Annotated in this window: 14 protein-coding genes; 11 read left to right on the top strand and 3 right to left on the bottom strand. The window is 44.2% G+C overall.

All coding sequences use genetic code 11. The features are described from left to right. Positions 1 to 14: 14 nt before the first annotated feature. Both KIU71_RS11430 and KIU71_RS11425 read right to left on the bottom strand, forming a co-directional pair. Positions 15 to 1,421 (bottom strand): heavy metal sensor histidine kinase, encoded by a 1,407-nt coding sequence (locus KIU71_RS11430; protein ID WP_214131422.1) that lies wholly within the window; start codon positions 1,419 to 1,421, stop codon positions 15 to 17. Beyond that, on the bottom strand, positions 1,411 to 2,088 hold the full coding sequence (locus tag KIU71_RS11425; protein ID WP_214131421.1) for a heavy metal response regulator transcription factor: 678 nt from the start codon (positions 2,086 to 2,088) through the stop codon (positions 1,411 to 1,413). The genes KIU71_RS11430 and KIU71_RS11425 overlap by 11 nt, the downstream gene beginning before the upstream one ends. A 768-nt stretch (positions 2,089 to 2,856) precedes the next feature. Here KIU71_RS11425 and KIU71_RS11420 point away from each other — a divergent pair. The 11 genes from KIU71_RS11420 to KIU71_RS11370 are packed head-to-tail and all read left to right on the top strand — an operon-like array spanning position 2,857 to position 15,457. Next, positions 2,857 to 3,372: a DUF411 domain-containing protein gene (locus tag KIU71_RS11420; RefSeq protein ID WP_006991872.1), complete on the top strand. Its 516-nt coding sequence runs from the start codon at positions 2,857 to 2,859 to the stop codon at positions 3,370 to 3,372. Continuing rightward, positions 3,372 to 4,733 carry a TolC family protein gene (locus KIU71_RS11415; RefSeq protein ID WP_006991871.1) on the top strand — a complete coding sequence of 454 codons (1,362 nt, stop codon included), beginning with the start codon at positions 3,372 to 3,374 and terminating at the stop codon, positions 4,731 to 4,733. Before KIU71_RS11420 ends, KIU71_RS11415 begins: the two co-directional genes overlap by 1 nt. Continuing rightward, positions 4,733 to 6,730, top strand: coding sequence for an efflux RND transporter periplasmic adaptor subunit (locus KIU71_RS11410; protein WP_214131420.1), 1,998 nt, complete (start codon positions 4,733 to 4,735; stop codon positions 6,728 to 6,730). Before KIU71_RS11415 ends, KIU71_RS11410 begins: the two co-directional genes overlap by 1 nt. Continuing rightward, a complete protein-coding gene (locus KIU71_RS11405) occupies positions 6,727 to 9,861 on the top strand; it encodes an efflux RND transporter permease subunit (RefSeq protein WP_214131419.1) in 3,135 nt (1,044 codons plus the stop codon). Before KIU71_RS11410 ends, KIU71_RS11405 begins: the two co-directional genes overlap by 4 nt. A 2-nt stretch (positions 9,862 to 9,863) precedes the next feature. Continuing rightward, on the top strand, positions 9,864 to 10,562 hold the full coding sequence (locus KIU71_RS11400; RefSeq protein ID WP_006991868.1) for a hypothetical protein: 699 nt from the start codon (positions 9,864 to 9,866) through the stop codon (positions 10,560 to 10,562). Between the two features lies 1 nt (position 10,563). Continuing rightward, positions 10,564 to 12,396 carry a 2Fe-2S iron-sulfur cluster-binding protein gene (locus tag KIU71_RS11395; RefSeq protein ID WP_214131418.1) on the top strand — a complete coding sequence of 611 codons (1,833 nt, stop codon included), beginning with the start codon at positions 10,564 to 10,566 and terminating at the stop codon, positions 12,394 to 12,396. A gap of 18 nt (positions 12,397 to 12,414) precedes the next feature. Further along, positions 12,415 to 12,816 carry a copper resistance CopC family protein gene (locus KIU71_RS11390; protein WP_214131417.1) on the top strand — a complete coding sequence of 134 codons (402 nt, stop codon included), beginning with the start codon at positions 12,415 to 12,417 and terminating at the stop codon, positions 12,814 to 12,816. Positions 12,817 to 12,831: 15 nt separating this feature from the next. Continuing rightward, on the top strand, positions 12,832 to 13,746 hold the full coding sequence (locus tag KIU71_RS11385) for a copper resistance D family protein (RefSeq protein WP_214131416.1): 915 nt from the start codon (positions 12,832 to 12,834) through the stop codon (positions 13,744 to 13,746). Between the two features lie 12 nt (positions 13,747 to 13,758). Then, complete coding sequence (locus KIU71_RS11380; RefSeq protein WP_214131415.1) at positions 13,759 to 14,238, top strand: YybH family protein; 480 nt, start codon at positions 13,759 to 13,761, stop codon at positions 14,236 to 14,238. 26 nt (positions 14,239 to 14,264) lie between these two features. Continuing rightward, on the top strand, positions 14,265 to 14,750 hold the full coding sequence (locus KIU71_RS11375) for a nuclear transport factor 2 family protein (RefSeq protein WP_214131414.1): 486 nt from the start codon (positions 14,265 to 14,267) through the stop codon (positions 14,748 to 14,750). 11 nt (positions 14,751 to 14,761) lie between these two features. Continuing rightward, positions 14,762 to 15,457 (top strand): DUF1624 domain-containing protein, encoded by a 696-nt coding sequence (locus tag KIU71_RS11370; RefSeq protein WP_214131413.1) that lies wholly within the window; start codon positions 14,762 to 14,764, stop codon positions 15,455 to 15,457. A 227-nt stretch (positions 15,458 to 15,684) separates the two neighbouring features. On the opposite strand, the gene KIU71_RS11365 is transcribed toward KIU71_RS11370, so the two are convergent. Then, positions 15,685 to 16,116 (bottom strand): hypothetical protein, encoded by a 432-nt coding sequence (locus KIU71_RS11365; RefSeq protein WP_250207463.1) that lies wholly within the window; start codon positions 16,114 to 16,116, stop codon positions 15,685 to 15,687. Positions 16,117 to 16,347 lie beyond the last annotated feature (231 nt).

Raw genomic sequence — 16,347 nt, 5'->3', positions numbered from 1 at the left:
GTGCATTTGAGGCGTCAGCTATTCAAAGTAAATACGACCGTGAACGTTGTTTTCTGATCGTTTGATTCAACGCGAATGAATGCACCATTTACTTCAAGGACAGAGCGAGCAATGGTCAACCCTAACCCAGCCCCTTGGCCATCACGTTTGCGGGACGGGTCTGTGCGATAGAAGCGATCGAACAAGCGTGAAAGTTGAGCCTCTGGGATCCTAATGCTTGGATTTGAAATCGAAATATGTGCTTCTCCATCCCGCGATTGCATTGACACAGTCACACTTGCATTTTCTGGAGCATACCGAATGGCATTGGATAACAAGTTACTTAATGCTTGTCGAAACATCGACTTATCGCACATTAGTTTTATGTTGTTGCCCAGGCGTTTTATACTTATGTGTTTTTCGTGCGCTAATAGCTCGAAATATTCCACTAGCTCGCCTATCTCTTTACCACAGTCAATCAGTTCAGCTTTCGGCTTAATTAGACCATGTTCAGTTTGTGCCAGTAACAACATATCACTCACCATTTTGGTCATACGCTCGTACTCTTCAAGATTTGAATACAAAATTTCGATGTATTCATCCGTTGAACGAGGTTTATTTAGTATCACTTGCGTCTGCGTCGTAAGATTAGTGATTGGAGTTCTAAGCTCGTGCGCTATGTCAGCAGAAAAATGCGACAACTGCTCGAACCCACTTTCAAGCCTTTCAATCATCGCGTTAAAGGACCCAACGAGATTGGCAAGTTCCACTGGCACTTCATTAGGATCCAATCGTATATCCAATTTATCCGCTGTAATTGAACCAATATTCCGACTTAGACGCCTGAGTGGAGAGTGCCCACGATAAACAGCAAATCGAGCGACCAAGATAGTAATAGCACCGGACAGCACAATGATCCCCCATAGTGTTTTCTCAAATGCCTCCATATAGTTCATATGAAATTCCATGTTCGATGCAACAATGACTTGATATTGCGTTTGAGCGGCGTCAATAGGCACTATTATCCCAGTCGCCCGTAGCATGTGTTCACCGTCGAAAAAGAGGCTTAAATGCGATGGTGAAATATGTTCAATTTCATAAGTATCTCCAGGATATTTTTCCAACGCTGCACTCTCACTGCTAAAGACAATCTCTTCGGCTTTATTTTTGACCAAATAGTAGACACCATGATGTCCCGAGACCGCTTGGAATAATATACTAGAGGGTGAAACACCTTCATGGTATGCCTCATGGAGTTTCCGTTTAACGGCTAGAAATACTTCATTGAGTTCATCTGCATCTTGCTCTGCAAAATGTTGGGCGATGGATTGTTGCACCATCAGACTGATAAACGTCAGGCACACAAAGATTGTGATCCCAACGAGCACTGTAACGCGAAAGGCGAGAGAGCTTGGCCGTTTCGCAATATTCTTAATTCTCATGAATACACATTTTATAACCCATTCCACGGACAGTTTGAATGAGCTTTGGTGAGAAGTCATCATCGATTTTTGCTCTAAGACGACGGATAGCGACATCGATTACATTGGTGTCGCTATCAAAATTCATATCCCACACTTGAGAGGCAATCAGTGAACGCGGTAACACTTCACCTTGCCGCCTTACCATTAACTCTAGTAAGGTAAACTCCTTCGTCGTTAGGTTGATAGTTCGCCCGTTGCGAGTGGCAATACGTGAGTGGATATCAAGCTCTAAATCGGCTATATGTATCGTGTTGTTAGGAACTGACGTGCCGCGACGTATCAGAGTACGCACCCTTGCCAGTAGCTCTGCAAACGCAAATGGCTTCACTAAATAATCATCTGCACCGAGCTCTAGGCCTTTGACCCGGTCGTTGACGTGGTCGCGGGCCGTGAGAAAAAGAACAGGGGTATGATTATTAGCTTCGCGTAACGATGACAATATTTTCCAACCATCGATATCAGGGAGCATGACGTCCAAGATAATTAATTCATATTCGCCGATCATTGCTTTGTGATGACCATCGAGGCCTGTGCGAACTAATTCAACCACAAAGCCAGACTCGATCAGGCCTTGTTTTATATAGTCCCCGGTTTTTACTTCGTCTTCGACGACTAAGATTTTCATGTAAAGTCCTGTCTGCGTTTATTTATACTAACCCGGTTGACTCCTTTTGAGTTCAACAGGCTCTTCAAAGCGAAATAAAACTTGAATTCATTGCGTTGAAGGTTCGTTATTGTTCATTAAGTATTATGCTGTGTACGAAGAGGATGTTAGTCCCTTGGACGCTGATTATGCAACGGATCCATGACTTTTTATTAACAAGTTTTCCTTTTCGGTTGTTTATTACGTAATTGTAATGTGAGGGTAATCTAATTGACAGGGTTGGATGCTACTATCGTCACCAATATTGAATGATTATCCACCACAGTTTATAAACGGCAAGGAACGACAGAAACGTGAAAAGCGCCTTCGTCAACATGTTTATTATTATCACACTGCTCGGCGTGCAAGTGGGGGGATCATATGCTCTTGCACAGATGCCATGTAATGACAAGATGACTGCTGAGATGGACCACAGTTTGCACGCTATGATGGATCATGCTCAAAGTGATGATACCAACAGTTGCTGCGATCAAGACTGTTGCTGCCCTATGGCCATGTTTCACATCGGATTGCCCTCTCGGCATGCCAACTCGCCCCAAGAAGACGTGTCGCTGAGCATTCAGTCACACAACTCCAATCTACACCAAGTCTTCATAGCTGCATTGCAGCGCCCTCCTAAATACTCTCTCATCTAAGCAGGATAAGTCCGTTTACGATTAGGACATGATATCGCTTGGCCGACGACATGAGTCACAAGCAATTTGTAAAAAATAAAATGAGAGATTCATTATGAAAATTATTACACGACGCACGTTGTGGATAGCGCCTATTTTTGTGCTGTTTTTATCAGCCTGTTCCGACGCTACACAAGTGAACAATGATTCAGATGTAGTGTCTGATGCCCCAAAAATTTCGTTGGAAATTTATAAAAGCCGATCTTGCAAGTGTTGCCAAAAATGGGTGAAACACGTTAAAGAGCATGGTTTTGAAACGGATGTTACGAACGTCACCATGATGTCTCGTATTAAGGATAAATATGGCGTAGCACCCAATTATCGTTCGTGTCATACGGCATTGTCTGCAGACGGCTTGGTTTTTGAAGGACATGTACCAGCAAAATTCATTCAGCAATTTCTTGAAAGTACACCTGAAGGGGCGATAGGGCTGAGTGTTCCTGCGATGCCAATTGGGTCACCCGGGATGGAAGTCGGCGACCAATTTCGTCCGTACATTGTGTTGCAATTAAATGAAGATGGTAGTGCAACGACCTACGTTGAAGTTAAGACTTATGAGGAGCAGTTTTGATGACTCGGTCTTCATACTATGTAATTGCGCTGATGACTCTTTTGAACGCGGGTTTAGCTCAAAGCCAAACTGAACGAGTCCTCAAATTGGAGCAGGCTGTTGAAATCGCAATTGATAACGACCCTTGGCTCGTGGGCAGTGAGTATCGTGAACAAGCGATTGTATCAAGTAGCATAGCTGCTTCGAGTTTGCCGGATCCGGTGGTCAATATTGGACTGGCAAACTTACCAACGGATGGGTTTGCATTTGATCAGGAACCCATGACGCAGCTTAAGGCCGGAGTTTCGCAGATGTTCCCAAGAGGCGATTCATTAGATATTCGGTCTCGTCAATTACGGGAGCAGGCTGCTGAGCACCCACTGATGCGTATAGATCGCGTCGCTCGCACCCGTGTTCAGGTATCTGACATTTGGTTGGAAATTTATCGCGCGCAACAGAGCATAACATTAATCCATCAAGATAGAGCGTTGTTTGAGCAACTTAGCGATATTGCCAAAGCCAATTATGCCTCTGCTGTCGGGCGTGTAAGACAACAAGACATCATTAGAGCAAAGCTTGAATTGACTCGGTTAGAAGATCGGTTAACTAAGTTACAAGCATTGGAAGAAAGAGCAACCGGAAAACTTCTGGAATGGCTCCTAAAAAGCGAACAGTCTATGCGCCAACTTGGTTTTAACGCGTTTACTGTTTTTCAGTTGCCCAATGCATTACCGGCCATTACCGACGTATCTGAAAACACGTTAACACTAGTGAAAAATAGAAATCAGCAAGAACTCGCAACTCTGCTTGCGGAGCACCCTTACATTTTATCCATCAATCAACGGATACAAGCAAGTAAAACTGGAGTTGAACTCGCTAGGGAAAAGTACAAACCACAATGGGGGGTTAATGCCAGCTATGCATTTAGAGATGACACCCCCGGGGGCTCTAGTCGAGCAGATTTCTTGTCCGTTGGCGTCAGTTTTGATTTGCCTATATTTACTCAAAACCGTCAAGACCAAGAAGTCGCCGCAGCCGTTAGTCAATCTGAAGCGATAAAAACCGACAAGCTTCTCGCGCTGCGAGAAATGATGTCAGCAATCCAGTCACTTTATGCTGAACGCCAGCGCCTGACTGACAGGCAACTTTTATATAAAGAGGAGTTGTTAAAGCAAATGCGAGAACAAGCGGAAGCGTCTTTGAATGCCTATACCAATGATGACGGCGATTTCGCAGAAGTTGTCCGAGCGCGTATCGCAGATTTGAATGCACGTATTGATGCACTTGATATAGATGTGGATCTCTTTAAAACAAACATTCGACTTAATTACTACTTCAATACCCCCGCTGGTATTTCCAAGACTCAATCCGGAGAGCAATAATGAACAACACTAAAGCAATTGTTTTAGGGGGAGTTATCGGCGGTGTAATGACTGCGTTGGTCTACACGTTCCTTCTCCCCTCTGGTTCAACGAACGTTGAATCAGCACAAAGTGATGAAAACCAGCCACTTTATTGGGTAGCCCCTATGGACCCAAATTATCGCCGTGATGAGCCTGGTAAGTCTCCTATGGGGATGGATCTGATTCCTGTATTTGAAGACAGCACAGGTGGTGACGAAGGTCCTGGAACGATCAAAATATCTCCAAATGTCGTGAATAATTTAGGTGTCAGAACAGCAGCTGTGCAACGCCGTTTATTGCATGTGCCTATTCGAACAGTGGGGTATGTCCAATACAATGAAGACACCTTGATACACATACACCCTCGTGTCGAAGGGTGGGTCGATAGACTGCACGTCAAAGCAACCGGTGAGTACGTCAAAAAAGGCGACCCATTGTATTCACTCTATTCTCCTGAGTTGGTAAATGCACAGGAGGAACTTTTAATAGCAATGCGTCGCGGTAATGACGATTTGATTGCTGCTGCACGTTCGCGATTAGACGCGTTACAGATGCCAAGTGAAGCGATCCAGTCATTAATGTCGACTAAAAAAGTGCGTCAAACAATCACGTTTTCAGCACCTCAAACCGGGTTTGTTGACAACTTAAATATCCGTGAAGGTTTCTTTATCAAACCAGGCACTACGCTTATGTCAATTGGTGCATTGGACGAGGTGTGGGTTGATGCTGAAATCTTTGAAAGGCAATCTGCACAAGTCACTGTTGGCCTTCCTGTCACAATGACGTCAGAATTTTTGCCAGGAAAAGAATGGGAAGGTGAGGTTGATTACGTTTATCCAACACTTGAACAAAGCACACGTACCCTGCGCGTTCGATTACGTTTCAAAAATGAAGATTACGCGCTTAAACCAAATATGTTCGCTCAGGTGACGATACATTCAGACTTTGACACAGCCAATGTTCTCGTACCATCAGAAGCTGTTATTAGAACAGGTACGCAAAATCGTGTCGTTTTAGCCTTTGGCGATGGACAATTCAAGTCTATAGCCGTGGACGTTGGTCGAGTAGTAGATGACTTCACTGAAATTACAACAGGACTTGTTGACGGTGACCAGATTGTCACGTCGGCACACTTTTTACTCGATTCAGAGAGCAGTATTAGTTCAGATTTTAAACGGATGGAAGGGCCCGATGAAATGCCTTCATCAGTTTTTACGCAAGCCACTATCACTGATGTTATGCCATCACACAATATGATTACCGTCAATCATGGCGCTATCAATGAATGGGATTGGCCAGAGATGACAATGGATTTCACGGTCGCTAACCATGTAGACCTAAAAAATCTCAAAGAGGGGATGCTCACACACATTGAAATCAGGAAGGAAAACGATGGTCAGTATGTAGTCACGACCGTCCATGTTATTGATGAAGCTGATACACAAGGGGCAAGTGGAGAGAGTGTATGGATAGAGGCATCGGTCAATTCGGTTATGGCTTCACACAATATGCTCAATCTTGATCACGGTGCAATCGAAGAATGGGAATGGCCAGCGATGACAATGGATTTCTTTATTTCTGAAAATATCGATTTATCACAGATTGAAGCGGGCATGACACTACATGTGGAAATCACCAAGTCTGGCGATAGCGATTACCTGATCACAACCATCCATGTGAAATCATCTAATGATGAATCTACCCAGTCGGCAACGGTTACAGGCACGATTAACACCATCGATTTAGAGGCTCGTGTGGTCAATATCTCACGCGATGCAATACCAAAGTGGGATAGACCGGCCGCAACACTAGACTTCAGCATTGACGATGTAATAGACATCAAGCAATTTAAGGTGGGCGATCAGATCACTTTTACGTTTGAGGTCGCCGAAGATAGCTTTAAGATGGTAAACGTTGAGTCGGAAAACCACGATGCTGCTATGGATCATAGCAACCATGGAGGGGCACACGAATGATTGAAGCTATTATTCGCTGGTCAGTCTCTAACCGTTTTTTCGTGTTGCTGACAACCTTAATTATCGTTGGTGGCGGCCTTTTCACGCTAAAAAATACGCCTATCGATGCGTTACCAGACTTGTCTGATGTTCAGGTCATCATTAAAACCAGTTACCCGGGGCAAGCCCCTCAAGTGGTCGAAGATCAGGTTACGTATCCGTTGACAACTGCAATGCTGTCAGTGCCCGGTGCTAAAACAGTAAGAGGATATTCTTTTTTTGGTGATTCATATGTTTACATCATATTTGATGACAGTACAGACTTATACTGGGCTCGAAGTCGCGTGCTGGAGTACCTGTCACAGGTAGCGCCAAATCTACCTGAAAATGCTCGACCACAATTAGGTCCTGACGCGACTGGTGTGGGCTGGGTGTACTTGTATGCACTCGTAGATCGCACCGGTAAAAACGACATATCACAACTTCGGAGCTTGCAGGATTGGTTCCTCAAATACGAACTGCAAACCGTACCGGGAGTGTCTGAAGTATCCGCGTTGGGCGGAATGGTAAAGCAGTATCAAGTCAAGGTTGATCCTGAAAAGTTGCGAGCGTATGGGATCCCGCTATCACATATCCAAATGGCAATTAAACGAGGTAACCAAGAAGTTGGTGCATCCGTTATCGAAATGGCCGAGGCCGAATATATGGTCAGGGCGACGGGTTATATTTCAAGCAAGCAAGATATCGAAACGATCCCATTGGGTGTCAACGAAAACGGTACGCCGTTATTGATTAGAGATATTGCTGATGTTCAGTTAGGTCCTCAAATGCGAAGGGGAGTGGCAGAACTCAATGGTGAAGGTGAAACGGTTGGCGGTATTGTTGTCATGCGATTTGGAGAAAATGCCCAAAAAACCATTGACGGTGTTAAAGCTAAACTCGAAGACCTTAAAAAGGGATTACCCGAGGGAGTTGAAATTGTAACGGTTTATGACCGTTCAGCATTGATTGAAAGGGCAGTAGATAACTTAGCTTCTAAGCTCGTCGAAGAGTTCATTGTTGTTGCACTAGTGTGTATTGCGTTTCTGTTTCACGTGCGTTCATCTCTAGTTGCAATCATCAGTATCCCCGTTGGTATCATTACCGCAATCATTGTGATGTACATGCAAGGCATCAATGCCAATATTATGTCGTTGGGAGGAATTGCCATCGCTATTGGCGCAATGAGCGATGGGGCAATAGTCATGATAGAAAACATGCACAAGCATATGGAACGTACTCCCCTGACAAAAGAAAACCGCTGGCAAGTGGTCATAGATTCCGCGTCTGAAGTCGGGCCAGCATTGTTTTTCAGCTTGCTCATTATCACCGTAAGTTTTGTGCCCGTTTTCACGCTGGAAGCACAAGAAGGGCGGATGTTCTCACCGCTTGCTTTTACTAAAACATACGCGATGGCAGCATCCGCTGCGCTGGCGATTACACTTGTACCAGTACTAATGGGGTATTTTGTACGCGGTAAAGTACTCGCAGAGCATAAAAACCCCGTGAATCGCTTCTTAACGTTTCTCTATATGCCAACATTAAGAACGGTATTGCGTTTCCCAAAAATCACCATGCTTATTGCGGTTATTGTGTTGGCAATTGGACTTTGGCCTATCAATAAAATTGGTAGCGAGTTTATCCCACCGCTTGATGAAGGTGACTTGATGTACATGCCGACAACGTATGCCGGGATCTCGATTGGTAAAGCGCGTGAATTGTTGCAACAAACCAATAAACTCATAAAGACCGTGCCCGAAGTTGATACCGTATTTGGTAAGGTTGGTCGTGCAGATACTGCGACAGACCCGGCGCCCCTTACAATGATTGAAACGTTTATTCAATTGAAACCTCAAGATCAGTGGCGTGAAGGCATGACCACACAAGATCTCATCAAGGAGTTTGATTCTGTAGTCAATTTGCCAGGACTAACTAATGCATGGGTTATGCCTATCAAAACACGGATTGACATGTTGGCTACTGGTATTAAAACACCGGTTGGGATAAAGATTGGAGGTCCGGATCTCATGGAAATCCAAAAAATAGGTCAGCAAATTGAAACGATACTGTCAGATGTTGAGGGAACAGCATCGGTTTATTCAGAGCGAGTCGCAGGCGGGCGCTATGTCAAAGTTGATATTCAGCGCGAAAAGGCAGCGCGATATGGTCTGAACATTGCCGACGTGCAACAGGTGGTATCCAGCGCTATCGGTGGAATGAATGTCACGCAAAGCGTCGAAGGGTTAGAGCGCTATCCTGTAAATATTCGTTATCCACAGTCCTATCGTTCGTCACCGGAATCATTGGCTTTACTGCCCATTGTTACACCACAAGGTAAACGGATTGCGTTAGCTGATGTGGCTGATGTGTATATTGAAGATGGCCCTCCTGGCATTAAGAGTGAGAATGCGCGACTTAATGGTTGGGTGTATGTCGATATTGATGGTGTTGATATTGGATCATATGTCGTTAGTGCTCAGCAAATAGTGAGCGAGCAGTTAGTGTTGCCAGCTGGTTACTCGATAACATGGTCTGGACAATATGAGTATATGTTACGGGCAAAAGAGAAATTAACCTACGTGGTTCCTTTGACTTTAGCCATTATTGTGATCCTGTTATATCTCAACTTTCGCAATTTTATAGAAGTGGCCATTATTATGGGTACATTGCCGCTATCAATGGTTGGCAGTATCTGGCTGATGTACTTAGAGGGGTTTAACTTTTCAGTTGCCGTAGGGGTGGGTTTTATTGCGTTAGCCGGTGTCGCTGTAGAAATTGGTGTCATTATGCTGGTGTATTTAAATCAAGAGTATCAAGCGCTAATCGACAAATGCAAATCAGAGGGTATTAAACCTACTGTTGGCATGCTAACTGAAGCCGTACTTCATGGTGCTGGTTTGCGCGTTCGACCCGTCATGATGACGACAGCAACCATAATTTTTGGCTTATTACCTGTGTTGTATGGTTCAGGTACGGGGTCTGAAGTTATGAGTCGCATCGCTGCGCCAATGGTTGGCGGGATGGTGAGTGCCATTTTATTAACGCTACTTATTCTGCCCGCTATCTATTTGATATGGCGAAAGCAGCAGCTCAAATCAATGAGTGTCGCGTAGTCATGAGCCGTATTGCTCGTCGATTACATGGTTATCTGATGTTGGTAGTCGGCGGGCAGATGCTGTTGTGGGCGTTGAGTGGACTCTATATGGTGTGGTTTGATATTCACTATATTCATGGCGATCACTTCCTTAAAGCGCCATCTAAACTTTCGTCATCACCAAGGTTAGATATTGGCTTTGAGGATGCACTTAGCCGGGTTCCAGGCGCGACATCAATCGTATTAACGACCTTAAGAGGAGAGCCTGTTTATCAATTAATGCAAGGAGGTAAATCTATTTTGGTCAGTGGTTTATCCGGAGACATTGTGAAGCCGCTGTCAGATAAACAGGCTGCCGCCATCGCAATATCGCGAGTAAACCAACCGTATGACGTTGAGACTGTCACATTGCTGCATAAAACCGATGAAGATACCGCAGTCGGGGCGCGAGGGCGTCCATTATGGCGAGTCGAATTTAAAGGTTTATTTGCACCCATACTCTATATCAGCCAAGACTTGGGTACAGTGGAATACATTCGGCATGCGCCTTGGTACGTGTTTGATTGGCTTTGGCGCATCCACATAATGGATTACCAAGATGGTGAGGATATCAGTAACGCACTATTGGTGAGCATGACTGCCGCAGGGTTGTTTGCCTGTCTCGCTGGTTTGATATTGCTTCCGCGCTCTTGGTCAGCATCGCGAAAGGTCATCGATTAGTATGTACGCACGCATCATTCATAAGTACTTCGCACTAATTGTGTTTTCACAATTATTGATTTGGCTTACTACCGGATTTTTGTTGGGGCAGGCTGAGCATAGCAAGCCGCTCAACAGAGCCGCCAGTGATCCGATCGTCAGTAGTGTTTCGCCAGTAAACTTATTGCCAGTAGAGTCTGTGCTTTCACGTTTGCCCGGTACATTAACGATAGAGCTGATTAGTCTTATGGGTAATCCGGCTTACAAGCTCTTGACGCAATATGCTCGACATACCAATGAGAGACATTATCAACTCATTGATGCGGTGACTGGACAGAATATTCAGTTAACAGAAAGTGATATTCGTGATCTTGTCAGTAGTCAGTTCCATTTAACGTCGCCTATTAAAGACATACGCCTTGTTCCCCCCCCAATAGAGCACCTACCCAAAGAGCAGCAATCGGTTTGGCATATACGTTTATCTGATACTGAAAAAACGCACATTTATATCCGCGCATCTACGGGCGAAATAGCTGGAGTAATAGATGAGAATAAGGAGTGGATAAACGTATTGATGCTGTTACATTTTATGGATTATGAGAGGACCGGCTGTTTTGATCACTGGTGGATCAAGCTGCTTGCGTTGCTCACCGTGCTATTGAGCATCACTGGAATTACTTGGTTAGTCAGCCGAATTAAAAACAAACAAATGCAGATTGGTTGGTCCCATAGCAAGCACAAATTAGTGGTGCGAGATCCGCAAGGTCATACGCAATGCGTTACAGCTAGCGCGAATGATTCGCTTCTGGATAGTTTGCAACGCAGTGCTATTGCTATTGAGTCGGTGTGTGGAGGAGGGGGGACGTGCGGCCAATGTGTCGTCCTTCTTAATCCATCGGCTTCCATTTCTGTTGCAGAGCATTACCGACTGTCTCCAGAAAGGTTGGCGTCAGGTTATCGATTAGCTTGTCAACAACGCAGCGAATTAAATCGTGCTGTTGAACTAGTTGAATGTTCAAAACGTTCTACACTATCTTTTGAATTGATTTCAAACACCTTCATTACACCCTTTATCAAAGAACTACGATTTCAATATCAAGGGACAGAGGCTCTGGATTTTAAACCCGGTAGCTTCGTCCAGTTCACGATAAAGGAAGGTCAATCGCTGGCCTTTCCAGAGCACTTACCAAAACGTTTTCAGCGTTATTGGCCATGTTGTGAACCAAAAACCTTTTTCCATCCAAGGACCGTAAGGCACTATTCAATTGCTAATCGAAATGATGGTTCTGGTGTTATTACTTTTAATATAAAGATGCAACCTGCGCACTCACCAAACCAAAGACCGGGGATTGGTTCTTTCCATCTAGCTAATTTGAACGTTGGCACTGTTGTGAACTTGGGCGCTCCTGAGGGCGGGTTTAATTTACCTGTTGATCTATCAAAGCGAGATATCATTTTGATAGGCGGAGGATCAGGAATAGCACCTTTAAAAGCGTTAATTGATGAACTCATATTTGGGATGCGCGCGACTGCACCAATAACCCTATTTTACGGCGCGAAACACCCCGTTGAACTGGCGAACCATTGCTGGCTGAAAGTGGTTGGATCACAGCACGCCAATTTCACCTATCAGCCTATCGTGTCAAACACATCCTCTATTTGGTGCGGACAAACAGGTTATGTTCAAAAGCCCCTTGATGCATTTTTATCCGCCCATCGTGCTCTCGACCGTTGTTTATTTTTTGTTTGTGGGCATCCCGCCATGATGAAAGACGTGTCCAGTTTATTAACCCGTTATTCCGTCAATGAACGTGCAATACAAATCGATTCATTTTCACCCTTTACCACTACTTAAAACTATCGAGGTTTACTTATGAAAACACTACTATCAACTCTCTTACTTACCACTGTGCTCATGAGTACAAGTATTTCTGCGCACACATCGATGAACGCATCAATACCGAAAAACAACGCGATGTTAATGTCATCACCACCGCAGTTATCCGTTTCTTTTACGGAGCCCGTTCGTTTAGCCAAATTAAGTTTGAACAGTCAAAACAATGAACCTGTCTCGTTTGGATTTATACCAACAATGGAACCGAGTACCTCATTTGATTATGAATTGCCCGTATTGTCCCCAGGCAACTATACCGCACAGTGGATGTTACTGGGCGAGGACGGGCACAAAATGGAGGGCTCATTCACATTTATGGTACACGGCAATATGTCTATGCAAAAAGACAAGAAATCCCACAGCCAACACAAGAACCACTAAAGAGGATATTTCAACATGCCAATATGGGAAGCATTAATTCTATCCAGTAAGCTTTTGGTCTATCTCGGGCTGTCGGGGCTAATGGGTGGTTTTCTGCTCTTTCTTATGATGCCTTTTATTCAGGATAGGCCGTCCCAGACCAGACTTCTTTGGCAATCATATATTTTGAACTATATGACCCTGTTGGCGTTAATCGGCTTATTGGCGACGATATTGGATTTCTTTTTCCAAGTGGGGGCTCTGTCTCAAAGCGGATTCACCGGCATGTTTGATACTGTCATGCAAAATATGGTTGCACAGTCTGCACTAGGAACCGTCGCGCTCAGTCGGTTGTGTGTGTTTATCGTCGGCTTAGTATTCTGTGGGATGGTTTATTGTCAACTCGCTCGCAAAATAACACCTAATGCATATGTGACACTCATTGTTGCAATTATTCAATGGGGGAGCGTTGGCTATACTTTTATGCTTTCCGGTCACACTGTACAACTGGATAGTTTATATGGCTATGTCTTGGCGGTGCATGTGGTCATTGCACTTAGTTGGATAGGCGCACTTTGGCCCTTATCTGATGCTTGTAAGCATCTATCCCCTGTAGTGTTAAATACGCTCATGCGCCATTTTGGCCATCTTGCTATTGGGCTAGTGTGCTTGTTGCTCCTTGTTGGTGCGCTCCTTGCGTGGGAACTCATTGGTACTGTGAGTAATTTACTCAATCAAACTTACGGGCTCAGCCTGCTGATAAAGCTGTCCTTTGTCACAGCAATCCTGCTGCTCGCTGCATGGCATAAATTTAAATTAACTCCCAGGCTGTTAACTCACGGTAACGCTGCGATGGTCTTGCGCCGTTCGATCCAAATTGAAATGGTCCTTGGGCTATGCATTTTTGTGATCACCGCCGTGTTGACTACGGTGCTTGGCCCTCAATCTTAACTAAGGATCTACATGAAAAATAACTATTTTTTAATTGCTCTTTTGTCTACATCGTTGCTTTCGTTTTGTGTATTTGCTCATGAGCCATCTACAGGAAGCGAGCTCAAAGCAACGAAGTTTAGTGGTTTACAAACTGAAGCGGGACGCACTGTACTCTCATTTCACGAAGCGTTAGCCAAAGGACAAGCGGAAAGCGTTATGAGCGCGCTATCTCCCAATGTCATTATCTTAGAAGGGGCACGCATAGAACGCAGTGCTGAAGAGTATCGCAAGCATCATTTGCAAGCTGATATGCGATTTTCTTCTTCGGTTAAAACCGCAACCATTGAGCACTATGTTCATGTTTATGGGGATACGGCAGTCTCAATTTCAAGAAGTCACACTGTGGGCTTATACAAAGATAAGCAAATTGATAAACAAGGCAATGAAACTCTGGTACTTAAGCGTATCGATGGCAATTGGATGATAAGTCACATCCATTGGTCCCACTAACTACTTACTTTATAGGACAAATAAAAATGACGTTATTCATCCGAGCAACATTAATAATGCTGTTGACTAGTGCCGTGCAGGGCGTATATGCGGCGCAAGTAGACGCGGACAAAGCGGCGATTGAAAAAATAATCATAGCAATTGAGAAGGGATGGGAGTCTGGCGATGGTCGCCCTTTTTATCAGCATTATCTTGATCATACAGGTGCTCGATACATTGAGTCAGGAGGGCAGAATAAGGGATTAAAGGATCTTGTCGAAAATCACGTAGAGCCGGAAAAAGAAGTACTCTCGCGCCTTACCATCGATATTTTGGATATGGATATTTCGATAGATGATGACATGGCATGGGCGATCACAACTATCAATGTGTCTGGTGAAGTTCGAAGATCAAGCGAAACCTTTGATAAAAACGGGTATCAGACATACTTGTTCAAGCGCACGAATTCGGGTTGGAAAGTCATCCATTCACATTCTTCTACGCGCGATAAAAGACCGCATGACCATCATTAGGCGAATAAAGAATGGCCGGTACTCGTAACGTAACGATAGACATCATACGTACCGTTGCAATTGTACTGATGGTGATTTTTCATTTTGCGTACGACCTGCGCTTTTTTGGCTGGGTTGATTGGAATGTGCCAAATGGTAAAGGATGGAAAGAATTTCGCTATGTCATCTTAACGTTTTTTTTCCTGAGCGTGGGAGCATCGTTGGTATTTGCGCATCGCCAACGGGTTGATTTCAAATCCTTTGCTAAACGTATTGTGTGGATAGTGATATGGGCGTTAATCATATCGCTTTTCACCTACACCTTTTTCCATAACAATTGGATATATTTTGGCGTTTTACACTTTATCGCAGTTGCCAGTATTTTATGCTTGCCGCTTGTTCGCTATCCGGCAATTGCGGCCATCGTTGGCGTATTGACTGTTGTGTTATTTTTAACGGGGGTGGTTACGAGCAAATGGCCTTTTAACTTTTGGGAGCTTGGGCTACCGCCATCGCCCAACGATTACGTGGCACTTTTCCCATGGACAGGTGTTGTTTTGTTGGGTATTGGCTTAGGTCATCTTTTTGAAAAGGGATTAGACCCCTGTGCTTCGCTTAAATTATCAACTAAAATTACATTTCTAGGACGCCATAGTTTAGCGGTATATGTGTTACATCAGCCGATATTTTTTGCCATTTTAGGGGCTATTTACGTAGTGGTTGGCTAACGCCATTTAGCATTGCCAGTGGCATGCACAAAAAAACTTTCAGTGCAGAGCTGTGATATTGTCATTACTGGGAACTTGTTCGTTACGTTAACGGGTACAACGCGACATATGCTTGCGTATTAGTAGTACTGTCGATATACTTTGAGGGTAATGACTGTCAATGCAACAACAATATTACAGACGAGGAGATCCGTTATGCTTTTGGTTCCAACAAACCCAGACTACCGCTAGCGTTCGAATAATTTTGGACGTTCTGTCTGAAACTCAATATATTTTTTCCACAGACTGGCACACTGTTCCCCCGCAAGAACTCCACTGATAGCGTCATCAGTAGCCATACCTTTTTCGGCTAAGAGTTGTCTTGTATGAAACAACATCTCCTTTTTCGCTGCTTCTTTTGTGAAGATGTTTTTTTCAAGTAAGCAGACTCGTATGAAAATTAAGCTGTCAACCATGCATATTACGCGGAAAATAAAACGCGGTAGCCTTTCAGGATCTTGGTACTCACTGCGCTCTTCAGCTAACCAGAAACTTAAATTATCTTCAAAACTGTTTAAACTGTCACTGATTCGCCCTAAGGCTTGATCATTTAATACACCGAAACGTGTCATTTCTGCTTCATAAAACGCCAGATCCAATAATGCTTCAAAATAGAGCATTCGTGCGTCATCTAGCTTGTCCTTGACCCGCTCAAAGCGCGATATCGCATGTTCTTGAATCGCGATGACTTCTCTAAGAACACTCGGATCGCAACGTGCAGTTGTACTGTCTTCGATTGACGTAACGCTTAAATCATCAAAGAAACGATCATAACTGTAGCGGCCCGACTTATTATCCTGTCTGACCCGATTTTATCCGCACTTCCTGACCCACAATCATTGACTCTATCC

The sequence above is a fragment of the Alteromonas oceanisediminis genome (genome assembly GCF_018474025.1).
Taxonomy (GTDB): domain Bacteria; phylum Pseudomonadota; class Gammaproteobacteria; order Enterobacterales; family Alteromonadaceae; genus Alteromonas_E; species Alteromonas_E oceanisediminis.
The sequence above is the reverse complement of the archived record's forward strand: the minus strand, read 5'-3'. Positions and strand labels throughout refer to the sequence as shown.

Excerpts from the sequence above, each read along its gene's own strand:
- KIU71_RS11430 (WP_214131422.1), bottom strand. The coding sequence starts at position 1,421 with ATGAGAATTAAGAATATTGCGAAACGGCCAAGCTCTCTCGCCTTTCGC.
- KIU71_RS11425 (WP_214131421.1), bottom strand. The coding sequence starts at position 2,088 with ATGAAAATCTTAGTCGTCGAAGACGAAGTAAAAACCGGGGACTATATA.
- KIU71_RS11420 (WP_006991872.1), top strand. The coding sequence starts at position 2,857 with ATGAAAATTATTACACGACGCACGTTGTGGATAGCGCCTATTTTTGTG.
- KIU71_RS11415 (WP_006991871.1), top strand. The coding sequence starts at position 3,372 with ATGACTCGGTCTTCATACTATGTAATTGCGCTGATGACTCTTTTGAAC.
- KIU71_RS11410 (WP_214131420.1), top strand. The coding sequence starts at position 4,733 with ATGAACAACACTAAAGCAATTGTTTTAGGGGGAGTTATCGGCGGTGTA.
- KIU71_RS11405 (WP_214131419.1), top strand. The coding sequence starts at position 6,727 with ATGATTGAAGCTATTATTCGCTGGTCAGTCTCTAACCGTTTTTTCGTG.
- KIU71_RS11400 (WP_006991868.1), top strand. The coding sequence starts at position 9,864 with ATGAGCCGTATTGCTCGTCGATTACATGGTTATCTGATGTTGGTAGTC.
- KIU71_RS11395 (WP_214131418.1), top strand. The coding sequence starts at position 10,564 with ATGTACGCACGCATCATTCATAAGTACTTCGCACTAATTGTGTTTTCA.
- KIU71_RS11390 (WP_214131417.1), top strand. The coding sequence starts at position 12,415 with ATGAAAACACTACTATCAACTCTCTTACTTACCACTGTGCTCATGAGT.
- KIU71_RS11385 (WP_214131416.1), top strand. The coding sequence starts at position 12,832 with ATGCCAATATGGGAAGCATTAATTCTATCCAGTAAGCTTTTGGTCTAT.
- KIU71_RS11380 (WP_214131415.1), top strand. The coding sequence starts at position 13,759 with ATGAAAAATAACTATTTTTTAATTGCTCTTTTGTCTACATCGTTGCTT.
- KIU71_RS11375 (WP_214131414.1), top strand. The coding sequence starts at position 14,265 with ATGACGTTATTCATCCGAGCAACATTAATAATGCTGTTGACTAGTGCC.
- KIU71_RS11370 (WP_214131413.1), top strand. The coding sequence starts at position 14,762 with ATGGCCGGTACTCGTAACGTAACGATAGACATCATACGTACCGTTGCA.
- KIU71_RS11365 (WP_250207463.1), bottom strand. The coding sequence starts at position 16,116 with ATGCTCTATTTTGAAGCATTATTGGATCTGGCGTTTTATGAAGCAGAA.